Below are 9,512 nucleotides of genomic sequence, written 5' to 3' on the forward strand. Positions count from 1 at the left end.
AGAGCTTCCTGAATCTCTTGCTGAAGATCAAGCGTGGATAACTGAAGCAAGCGAATTGCCTGCTGCAGTTGAGGGGTCATAGTGAGCTGTTGCCCAATTTTTAAATGAAGCGCTTGTTTCATAATTTAACGGGCGGAACTCCTGAGGATACTGCTTTCATAGATAGCTCAATTTTGCTCAAAGTGTGAATTGGTCGCCTAAATAAGCGTTACGAACAGCTTCATTGTTCATAATCAGGTCAGGCGTACCACTAGCAAGTATAGTGCCTTCACTAACAATATAGGCGTTTTCACAAATATCCAATGTTTCACGAACATTATGATCGGTAATCAGAATACCAATCCCTTTGGACTGTAGGTGTCGAACAGTTTGTTTAATATCGTTAACTGATATTGGATCAACGCCTGCGAATGGTTCATCCAGAAGAACGAAATCGGGTTCGGTCGCCAAGGCCCGGGCGATCTCGACGCGGCGTCTTTCTCCGCCAGAAAGGCTCATTCCCAGACTATCCCGGATATGGGTGATATGGAACTCTTCCAGTAGCCCTTCCATTTTCTCGATAGCCGCTTTTTTATCCAGGTCTGATCTGTTTTCCAGAATGGCCAGCAGGTTATCGCGTACTGACATTTTGCGAAAAATAGAGGCTTCCTGCGGTAAATATCCAATGCCTTTCCTGGCACGACCATGCATAGGTTGAGAGGTTATATCCTCGCCTTTGATAACCACGCGACCATTATCAGCCTGTACCAGGCCAACAATCATGTAAAAGCAGGTGGTTTTTCCTGCACCGTTAGGGCCGAGCAGGCCTACAATCTCACCACTCTTGATCTGCAGAGAAACATCTTTAACAACTTCTCTGCCTTTGTAGCGTTTAGCCAGGTGAAGGGCTTCGAGCATGCTCATTTATTTGTCAGCCTTGTTTTTTTTCGGCTGGATGATCATGTTGACACGGCCGCTGCTGCTGTTTTCATTGTCGCCAGTTGATCCGAACGCATCTACGATGGAACGATCCAGATCATAGACAATTTTTTCACCGGTGAATGTGTCCTTATCCTGAACTACTTTGGCTTGCTCGGTGATGGTCAATTTACGAGTGTTGACCAGATAAATCATATTTTTGCCCCAAGCATCGCTATAGGGATCATCAGGCTGGGGCTTTTGACGGAAATGAGCTGGAGAGCCTTCAGCTATTAGTTTTTCCACGCCTTCATCTCCGCGGTACATTTCTACATGCGCAGCCTCAATTAGCAGAGATCCCTGCTTGATAACGACATTACCTTTATAGGTAGTTATGCCTGTGTTGTCGTTGATGCTGGCCGAGTCCGCAGATATATAGATGGGTTGATCTTGGTCATCGGGTAGAGCGAAACTTTGAACTGTATAGAGGCCCAGAAGAATGGCAAAAAACTGCAAAAATTTATTTCGCATTGCTATGGGCTCCCTTTACGCTGGAGTGCAGGTTTAAAACACGGTTATTGAAATTCACGTCCATGCCTACCCCTTCAATGTGACCTGTCGATGTACTGATTTTCACCGGATATTCTGTTTTAGCATAGTCTTGTTGAGGGTATATGGAGATCTGCTCTGTAGTCAGAATAGCTCCATTCTCTGAAGAGGGATTATCATGAACTCTGACCTCGCCTGCAAGATCTGTGCGAGAGTTATTATCCAGAGTTTGCCCTTCCAGCGATGTTACTACGATCTGAGTGCCATCATCCCGGTAGCTAATGTTTTTCGGTTTGGTTAGATGATTCAGTTCAAGGGCAGGGTTGTGTTCAACTCTCTCTGAAACTAGCTCACGTTTTAATTTGCCGTTTTCATTCCACTCGCGAATGTTGGCTTGATCAACGTAGTAGTCCATTTTTTCTGATAGTGGACTCGTTTTTGCGGCAGATTCCTGAGGAGTATGCCCAAAGCCCCAATAGAGAAGAATTGGAATCAGAATGATAGCGGCGAGGATAATTCTGAAGCGACTGCTTAGTTCTGGCATCTACATGTACTTTTTCTGTAATGATTCCAGTTTGTCTTGTGCTGCAAGAATAAGTTCGCAGAACTCACGACCCGCGCCTTCTCCGCCCTTGCGTGTGGTACACCAGTCAGCATGTTCCTTAACTAAAGCGTGGCCATTGGGTACGGTCGCGCCAAATGCGCAGTGGCGAATTGCTGATAGGTCTGGCCAGTCATCGCCAATATAAGCTGTTGTAGCCGCATTATGGCTGGTCTTTGCCCAGAGTTCTTCCAGGGCTGTCAGTTTGTCTTCGCGCCCTTGTTGCAGATAGGTAATCCCCAGGGATTTGCTGCGCAGTTGTACCTGTGGTGAGCTACGCCCGGTGATAATTGCAGTTTCAATACCTGCGCCCATTAGTAGTTTGATGCCGAGTCCATCTAAGGTATTGAACTGTTTTACTTCCTGGCCGTTAGGTAGGAACAGAAGCTGGCCACTGGTTAGAATGCCATCTACATCAAAAACTGCGAGGCTGATATCTTGCAGCTTGTTCTTGATTGAAGCGTCTATATCCATCAGATTACACCTGCTTTTAATAGGTCGTGCATGTTGAGAGCGCCAACTGGCTTATTACCTTCGTCAGTCACAATCAGAGCATTAATTTTTTTACTTTCCATAATCTGCAAGCACTCTGCCGCTAGCATGTCACGAGTAACGGTGGTGCAGTTTTGGGTCATAACCTGATTAATAGGAGTATTTTGCAGGTCTGTGTTCTGATCCAGAGCTCTACGCAGATCCCCGTCGGTAAAAATTCCCTGCAATTCATTGTTGTCATTTACAACTGCGGTCATTCCCAGACGTTTTTGGGTTACTTCTAGGAGCGATTCTCTGAGAGAGGTGGCAGCAGTTACACAAGGGATATCTGATCCAGTGTGCATAACATCACTGACTTTCAACAGTAAACGCCGTCCCAAGCTACCACCTGGATGTGAGAACGCAAAATCTTCAGCGCTAAAACCGCGGGCTTCGAGTAAGGCGATAGCTAAGGCATCACCCAAAACTAATTGAGTGGTTGTACTTGATGTTGGGGCTAGGTCCAGAGGGCAAGCCTCTCTTTCTACGCCAATGTGCAAGTTAGCATCAGCAGCTTTAGAGAGATTGGAATTTGGATTAGCAGTTATGCTTATTAATGGCGCCTTCATCCTTTTCAGTAGCGGGATAATAGTGACTACTTCAGCGGTTTCGCCTGAATTAGAGAGCGCTATAACAACGTCGTTCTCAGTAAACATGCCCAGATCACCATGGCTTGCTTCACCAGGATGAACAAAGAATGATGGTGTTCCTGTGCTGGCTAGGGTTGCAGCGATCTTCTTCCCGATGTGCCCGGATTTCCCCATACCGGTCACTATAACTCGTCCAGAGCAGTTCAGCATAAGCTCACAGGCTTTATTAAAATTCTGATCTAAATGTTGCAGTAGATCGGAAACAGCTTCAGCTTCCAGAGTAATGGTGCGCTTGGCTGATTGTAGAAAATCAGGTTTTGCTGCGGGTTGAGTTACTTGTTGGGACATGGGGAATCTAACCTAAATCAGGATACTGTCATAGTGTATAGCAGTGCCAGGTAAGCTGCATAGGCAAAAGCCAATAGAGCGCCTTCCAGTCGACTGATTGACGGCGGTTTTTGCCATAGGGCGAAAGCCATCAGAGCAAGGGTCAGACCGAGCATTACGGCGTAGTCTCGTTGCAGGACTATAAGGTCCATACCAATAGGAGCAACCAGACCTGGAACAGCCATTACGGCTACCAGATTGAAAATATTGGAACCAACAACGTTACCGATAGCGATGTCATGATGATTTTTTAACGCGCTGGCAACAGATGCGGCGAGTTCTGGCAAGCTGGTGCCAATAGCTACGATAGTCAATCCGACAACTAGCTCACTAACTCCCATGGAATAAGCGATTTCGCTCGCGCCCCAGACCAGCATCCTGGAACTTGCTGCAAGAACAGTTAGGCCTGCTATTAGCCAGAATATAGCGATCGAGGTTTTAAGCTCAGGGATTTCCTCGTCCTCTTCAGGATTGAGTTCATCACTCGTGTCAGCGCTTTTCTGGAAACGACCAAATAGATATAGGCAGAGAACCAATGCTGCCAGCAAAATTGCACTATCGATGAGAGTTAGTTTTAGATCGAAAAGTAGAACACCCGCGAGTAAGGTGACCGCGAGTAGTAATGGCAGTTCTTTCTTTAGTACCCCAGACTTTACTGGAAGAGGAGCAATCAGAGCGGTAATACCTAATACCAGCGCAATGTTTGCGATATTTGATCCCAGCGCATTACCTATTGCCAATTCTCCTGCGCCGGAAGTGGAGGCCATGATAGAAACCAGTATTTCGGGAGCAGATGTGCCGAATGAAACAATTGTCAGGCCAATAAGCATCGGAGACATGCCGAAGTTTTTGGCAGTTGCTGCGGCACCAATTACAAAACGGTCAGCACTCCATACCAATAAAACAAGGCCGCAGAGAAGAGCAAGAATCGGGTATAACATAAATTTACAGGGTATCCAGATATTCGAAGGAGGCTATTAAACCAGAATGGCGTACCCGTTTGAATCAGTACGAAGGTGCTTGTTACAGAATATTCACGTTTATATGTCTAAATGGTATAGTTGCCCCCCTTGGTTTATGCCCCTTATAGAAGGGTATGGATTAGCAATACTTTTACTGCTTGTTTGTTCTGTAATTTTCGGCTGTAACGGGAACGGAAACCAGCAAATTGTTTATTTTTATGCATGGATTTTATGAGTTATTTTGATGATGTCATTATCGACATCCAGCAGCTCTGTTTTTCGCGCAGCGATCGGCCTATCTATCACAACGTAGATATTAAAATTCCACGTGGCAAAATTACGGCCATTATGGGGCCGTCGGGCACGGGTAAAACTACGTTACTAAAACTTATTGGTGGTCAGCTACGCCCTGAATCTGGCTCTATCTTTGTTGATGATAAAGATATCCCACGCTTGAACAGACGTGAGCTTTTTCATGTTCGTGAACGTATGGGTATGTTGTTTCAGAGTGGTGCTCTGTTTACCGATATAAACGTTTTCGAAAATGTTGCTTTTCCGCTACGGGTCCATACGGAACTACCGGAAGATATGATTCGTGATGTGGTTTTGATGAAGCTGCATGCAGTAGGTTTGCGTGGTGCCAGAGATCTTATGCCAAGTGAACTCTCAGGTGGTATGGCACGCCGTGTGGCTTTAGCGCGTGCTATAGCATTGGATCCGGATATCGTGATGTATGATGAGCCGTTTACCGGACAGGACCCAATTGCGATGGGGGTTCTGGTTAACTTAATTCGCCGTTTAAACGAATCGTTAGGCCATACAAGTATTATTGTTTCACATGATATTCAGGAAACACTTGGTATAGCTGATTATATCTATCTGGTTGCGGATGCGTCAGTAGTTGCCCATGGGACACCTGAAGAGTTGAGAAAAGTTGAATCGCCACAGGTTAAACAGTTTATGGAAGGTTTACCCGATGGCCCGGTGCCATTCCATTTTCCTGCGGGTGATTATCAGGATGATCTTTTGCAAAGGGGTATGTAAATGGATCAACTAGCACTATTAGGGCGTATGGGGATCGATAAGCTGGCCGCGTTTGGGCGTTCCGGCATGATTCTTTTTCAGGCTCTGGTTGCTCGCCCTCAACCGACAGTAATGTTTCCACTGTTGGTGAAGCAGATCTATTTTGTCGGTGTACTTTCCCTGATCATCATTGTGGTATCTGGGCTATTCATCGGTATGGTTCTTGGCTTGCAAGGTTACACCATCCTTGTGGATTATGGCTCAGAGCAGGCTGTAGGTCAGATGGTTGCGCTGAGCCTGGTGCGTGAGCTGGCACCCGTTGTTACAGCCTTGCTTTTTGCAGGTCGCGCCGGGTCTGCATTAACAGCAGAGATTGGTTTGATGAAGGCAACAGAGCAGTTGTCTAGTTTGGAAATGATTGGTGTTGATCCCTTGCGTAGGATAATTGCACCTCGTTTTTGGGCAGGTTTTATCTGTCTGCCGATTCTGGCTGCAATATTCTCCATTGTGGGAATTTATGGCGGCTCATTGGTGAGTATTGACTGGCTTGGGATTTATGAAGGTTCATTCTGGGCCAATATGCAGAATTCAGTCGATTTCTACGATGATGTTATGAACGGCCTGATAAAAGCCGTGATGTTTGGTCTGGTTGTTACCTGGATTGCTGTTTTTCAGGGCTATGATTGTATTCCAACCTCCGAGGGGATCAGTCAGGCAACAACTAAAACAGTGGTCTATTCATCCCTGGCGGTGTTAGGTCTGGACTTTATTCTTACAGCTGTAATGTTTGGAGAACTATAGTATGCGTATGCGGATCCTGGAGATCAGCGTAGGAGCCTTTATTCTGGCTGGGATTTTGGCATTGGTTGGTCTCGCATTGAACGTTAGTGGTCTGACGATGTCTAGTAAAGATGACACTTATACGGTCTATGCACGTTTTGAGAACATTGGTGGTTTAACACCACGATCCAAAGTAACCATGTCAGGGGTGATGATTGGGCAGGTTAAGAACATCGATTTGGACAAAGATGAGTTGATGGCACGAGTGGAGATGGAGATCTTCGGTAATGTCGATTTTCTCTCTATTGATAGCTCGGTCTCTATTTTGACTGCGGGCCTGCTGGGTGAGAAGTATATTGGTATTTCAGTAGGTGCTGAAGAGGAATATATGCAAGATGGAGATTACTTCGAGGATACTCAGTCTGCTTTAGTACTTGAGGATCTGGTAGGTAAATTCCTGTTTAACGAGGTTAGTGAGTAACTTTTATGATTAGAACAGCGATTCAGCGTTGTTATGCTTTATTTGTGGCGATTGTGTTCTCATTGCTTAGTGTGAGCGCGCATGCAACATGGGAAGAGGCAGGTGCGGTTATTGAAGGCACCACTTCTGATATGTTGTTGTTGCTGGAAAACGAAGAATTACTGCTTGAAGAGCAGGAAGGTCAACTGATTGCAGAGATCGATACTGTACTGTCTCCTGTGGTCGATTTTGATTATATTTCGAAGCTGGTTATGGGTAAGTATTATCGTAAGGCATCGAAGGATCAGCGCGCGGCTTTTTCTGCTGTTTTTAAGACAACGCTTTTGAAAACATATGCCAAAGCGTTATTGGGCTTCCAAATTGAAAAATACGCGATGGTACCGCCCAAGAAAAAAAGCCCGGATAAGAGAAAGCAGATTGTTACTGTCGATGTTTTTGCTGCAGATGGCACAAAGTTTTCGATTGTCTATTACATGAAAAAGAAAGAGGATGGCTGGCGTCTCGTTAATGCTCTGCTTGACGGGATTAATCTACGCCTGACATTTAAAAACCAGTTTGCTGAAATGGTGCAAAAAAATCGTGGTGATGTTGGTGCAGTGATTGACCATTGGAAGGAAAAAGTTGATCCAGGGAAAAGTGAAGCCTGATGACTGCAAAAGCTGAAATAACATCTGACGGTATTATTGGGCTATCCGGTGAGCTTAAGTTTCCGGTCATCATGCAGATGAGAAAGCAGCTTGAAGGGATACTGAAAGGTGTTTCTGGTTCTGTTGTTGTGGATTTCTCGGCGGTTTCAGCAGTTGATAGTTCGGCTCTTTCGCTTTGGATGTGTTGTTTACGCTACGCTGATTCTGTTGGAGCTGAGCTTGAGGCAAGAAATGTTCCGCAGGAGATGATGTCTTTTGCTTCTCTGGTCGGTCTTGATAATCAACTCACCTAGATCAGATTTAACTCAGTTTGGATTGAATAAAGGCGGTGCATGGCATCGCCTTTTTTATCGCAATCCGGTATTATTTCCGCCTTATTTTTCTTTTCGATCAGGAGCTTTTGATGCAGGCTGAACAGGTAAAGCAGATTATTGAATCTCAGCTTGAAAACTGTACCGTAACGACAGCTGGAGAAGGTTGTGATTTCCAGGTGACAGTTGTTGGGGAACTGTTTGAAGGGTTGCGTCCAGTAAAATGTCAGCAACTGGTATATGCGTGCCTGAACGAATATATCGCCAACGGTACAATACATGCCCTGACGATCAAGACTTACACGCCTGCGCAGTGGGAAGCAGCACAGAACTAATCTCTTCTGGTCGGAACTATCATGGATAAATTGATTATTACAGGTGGCGAGCAACTGAGCGGCGAAGTCCGTATATCAGGTGCTAAAAACTCGGCACTGCCTATTCTGGCTGCAACGCTGCTGGCTTCCGAGCCTGTAACAGTGTGTAACCTGCCACATTTGCACGATATTACTACGATGCTGGAACTCCTACGCCGTATGGGTGTAGAGCTGGTTATTGATGAAAAGCTCAACGTAGAAATTGATGCAGGTACCATCAACAAGTTGGTCGCGCCTTATGAGCTGGTTAAAACCATGCGTGCTTCAATTTTGGTACTCGGCCCGATGGTTGCTCATTTTGGTGAAGCAGAAGTATCGCTGCCGGGTGGTTGTGCTATTGGTTCTCGTCCGGTTGATCTGCACATTCAAGGTCTGCGGGCGATGGGTGCGGAAGTTGTGGTCGAGAATGGTTACATTCACGCCAAAACTAATGGTCGCCTGAAAGGTGCGCGGGTCTTTTTTGACACGGTAACGGTAACGGGTACAGAGAATATTCTGATGGCAGCCACTCTGGCTGAAGGTCAGAGTATTATTGAAAACGCAGCACGTGAGCCTGAAGTCGTTGATCTGGCAGAATGCTTGATTGCGATGGGCGCTGATATTAGTGGTCACGGCACAGATACAATCGTTGTTAACGGTGTTGAAAAACTCCACGGATGCAAATTCCCTGTGGTGGCTGATCGTATTGAAACCGGAACCTATCTGACGGCTGTAGCGGCAACTAAAGGTAAGGTTAAAGTTAAAAATACTAACCCTAAAATTCTGGATGCTGTGTTGCAGAAGCTGGAAGAAGCGGGTGCTCATATCGAGACTGGTGATGACTGGATAGAGCTGGATATGAAAGGCCAGCGTCCTAAGGCGGTTAATGTAACGACTGCGCCTTACCCAGCATTCCCAACCGACATGCAGGCTCAGTTCTCTGCTATGAATGCGGTCTCTGACGGTGTCAGTATTCTAAAAGAAACTATCTTTGAAAACCGCTTTATGCACATGCAGGAGATGATCCGCATGGGCGCCAAGATCAATATTGATGGCAATACTGCGGTGGTTGAAGGTGTCGAACGTCTACAGGCTGCGCCTGTGATGGCGACAGACCTTCGTGCATCAGCGAGTCTGGTAATTGCTGCACTTGTTGCAGATGGTGATACGGTTATTGACCGTATCTACCACATCGACCGCGGTTACGAATGTATCGAAGAAAAATTGCAGTTATTAGGGGCGCGTATTAAGCGTGTTCCAGGTTAATTTACAGGTATAAATAAAGCTATGAAGCAGCAACTAACGTTTGCACTGTCCATAGGGCGTATCCTTAAAGAAACTCTGCCATTGCTGGCAGAGGCCGATATTGTTCCGGCTGAGGATATTCATAGCAGCCGTAA

14 protein-coding genes and 1 pseudogene are annotated in these 9,512 nt (G+C 45.9%); 8 read left to right on the forward strand and 7 right to left on the reverse strand.

Going from position 1 to position 9,512, the window contains the following annotated elements; genetic code table 11:
- The 7 genes from GY843_RS19240 to GY843_RS19270 form a co-directional block, all read right to left on the reverse strand.
- Positions 1-122 (reverse strand): hypothetical protein (locus GY843_RS19240; RefSeq protein WP_297312122.1); only part of this gene is annotated, 122 nt, incomplete at its 3' end.
- A 55-nt stretch (positions 123-177) separates the two neighbouring features.
- Entirely contained in the window at positions 178-903 is a 726-nt protein-coding gene (gene lptB, locus GY843_RS19245) for an LPS export ABC transporter ATP-binding protein (RefSeq protein WP_297312101.1), read from the reverse strand.
- Positions 904-1,428 (reverse strand): lipopolysaccharide transport periplasmic protein LptA, encoded by a 525-nt coding sequence (lptA, locus tag GY843_RS19250; RefSeq protein WP_297312103.1) that lies wholly within the window; start codon positions 1,426-1,428, stop codon positions 904-906.
- The gene (gene lptC / locus GY843_RS19255; RefSeq protein ID WP_297312105.1) at positions 1,418-1,990 is read right to left on the reverse strand and encodes an LPS export ABC transporter periplasmic protein LptC; all 573 of its coding nucleotides are present in this window, start codon (positions 1,988-1,990) and stop codon (positions 1,418-1,420) included. The genes lptA and lptC overlap by 11 nt, the downstream gene beginning before the upstream one ends.
- A complete protein-coding gene (locus GY843_RS19260) occupies positions 1,991-2,521 on the reverse strand; it encodes an HAD family hydrolase (protein ID WP_297312107.1) in 531 nt (176 codons plus the stop codon).
- Positions 2,521-3,516, reverse strand: a complete 996-nt coding sequence (locus GY843_RS19265; protein ID WP_297312109.1) for a KpsF/GutQ family sugar-phosphate isomerase — start codon at positions 3,514-3,516, stop codon at positions 2,521-2,523. The genes GY843_RS19260 and GY843_RS19265 overlap by 1 nt, the downstream gene beginning before the upstream one ends.
- 17 nt (positions 3,517-3,533) lie before the next feature.
- The gene (locus tag GY843_RS19270; RefSeq protein ID WP_297312110.1) at positions 3,534-4,496 is read right to left on the reverse strand and encodes a calcium/sodium antiporter; all 963 of its coding nucleotides are present in this window, start codon (positions 4,494-4,496) and stop codon (positions 3,534-3,536) included.
- A 252-nt stretch (positions 4,497-4,748) separates the two neighbouring features.
- Between GY843_RS19270 and GY843_RS19275 the strand changes: the two genes are divergently transcribed.
- The 8 genes and pseudogenes from GY843_RS19275 to hisG form a co-directional block, all read left to right on the forward strand.
- Positions 4,749-5,561, forward strand: a complete 813-nt coding sequence (locus tag GY843_RS19275) for an ATP-binding cassette domain-containing protein (protein WP_297312112.1) — start codon at positions 4,749-4,751, stop codon at positions 5,559-5,561.
- The gene (mlaE, locus tag GY843_RS19280; RefSeq protein ID WP_297312113.1) at positions 5,562-6,341 is read left to right on the forward strand and encodes a lipid asymmetry maintenance ABC transporter permease subunit MlaE; all 780 of its coding nucleotides are present in this window, start codon (positions 5,562-5,564) and stop codon (positions 6,339-6,341) included.
- Position 6,342: 1 nt separating this feature from the next.
- On the forward strand, positions 6,343-6,801 hold the full coding sequence (gene mlaD / locus GY843_RS19285) for an outer membrane lipid asymmetry maintenance protein MlaD (protein WP_297312115.1): 459 nt from the start codon (positions 6,343-6,345) through the stop codon (positions 6,799-6,801).
- Positions 6,802-6,806: 5 nt separating this feature from the next.
- Complete coding sequence (locus GY843_RS19290; RefSeq protein ID WP_297312117.1) at positions 6,807-7,448, forward strand: phospholipid-binding protein MlaC; 642 nt, start codon at positions 6,807-6,809, stop codon at positions 7,446-7,448.
- Entirely contained in the window at positions 7,448-7,741 is a 294-nt protein-coding gene (locus tag GY843_RS19295; RefSeq protein WP_297312118.1) for an STAS domain-containing protein, read from the forward strand. Before GY843_RS19290 ends, GY843_RS19295 begins: the two co-directional genes overlap by 1 nt.
- Positions 7,742-7,851: 110 nt before the next feature.
- Positions 7,852-8,094 (forward strand): BolA family protein, encoded by a 243-nt coding sequence (locus tag GY843_RS19300; protein ID WP_297312119.1) that lies wholly within the window; start codon positions 7,852-7,854, stop codon positions 8,092-8,094.
- Positions 8,095-8,115: 21 nt separating this feature from the next.
- The gene (gene murA, locus GY843_RS19305; RefSeq protein WP_297312120.1) at positions 8,116-9,378 is read left to right on the forward strand and encodes a UDP-N-acetylglucosamine 1-carboxyvinyltransferase; all 1,263 of its coding nucleotides are present in this window, start codon (positions 8,116-8,118) and stop codon (positions 9,376-9,378) included.
- Positions 9,379-9,399: 21 nt separating this feature from the next.
- Positions 9,400-9,512 (forward strand): annotated as a pseudogene (gene hisG, locus GY843_RS19310) (ATP phosphoribosyltransferase); the annotation flags it as partial.

The sequence above is a fragment of the Neptuniibacter sp. genome (assembly GCF_024231755.1).
Taxonomy (GTDB): Bacteria; Pseudomonadota; Gammaproteobacteria; order Pseudomonadales; family Balneatricaceae; genus Neptuniibacter.

Coding starts and splice junctions, on each gene's coding strand:
- lptB (WP_297312101.1), bottom strand. CDS start 903: ATGAGCATGCTCGAAGCCCTTCACCTGGCTAAACGCTACAAAGGCAGA.
- lptA (WP_297312103.1), bottom strand. CDS start 1,428: ATGCGAAATAAATTTTTGCAGTTTTTTGCCATTCTTCTGGGCCTCTAT.
- lptC (WP_297312105.1), bottom strand. CDS start 1,990: ATGCCAGAACTAAGCAGTCGCTTCAGAATTATCCTCGCCGCTATCATT.
- GY843_RS19260 (WP_297312107.1), bottom strand. CDS start 2,521: ATGGATATAGACGCTTCAATCAAGAACAAGCTGCAAGATATCAGCCTC.
- GY843_RS19265 (WP_297312109.1), bottom strand. CDS start 3,516: ATGTCCCAACAAGTAACTCAACCCGCAGCAAAACCTGATTTTCTACAA.
- GY843_RS19270 (WP_297312110.1), bottom strand. CDS start 4,496: ATGTTATACCCGATTCTTGCTCTTCTCTGCGGCCTTGTTTTATTGGTA.
- GY843_RS19275 (WP_297312112.1), top strand. CDS start 4,749: ATGAGTTATTTTGATGATGTCATTATCGACATCCAGCAGCTCTGTTTT.
- mlaE (WP_297312113.1), top strand. CDS start 5,562: ATGGATCAACTAGCACTATTAGGGCGTATGGGGATCGATAAGCTGGCC.
- mlaD (WP_297312115.1), top strand. CDS start 6,343: ATGCGTATGCGGATCCTGGAGATCAGCGTAGGAGCCTTTATTCTGGCT.
- GY843_RS19290 (WP_297312117.1), top strand. CDS start 6,807: ATGATTAGAACAGCGATTCAGCGTTGTTATGCTTTATTTGTGGCGATT.
- GY843_RS19295 (WP_297312118.1), top strand. CDS start 7,448: ATGACTGCAAAAGCTGAAATAACATCTGACGGTATTATTGGGCTATCC.
- GY843_RS19300 (WP_297312119.1), top strand. CDS start 7,852: ATGCAGGCTGAACAGGTAAAGCAGATTATTGAATCTCAGCTTGAAAAC.
- murA (WP_297312120.1), top strand. CDS start 8,116: ATGGATAAATTGATTATTACAGGTGGCGAGCAACTGAGCGGCGAAGTC.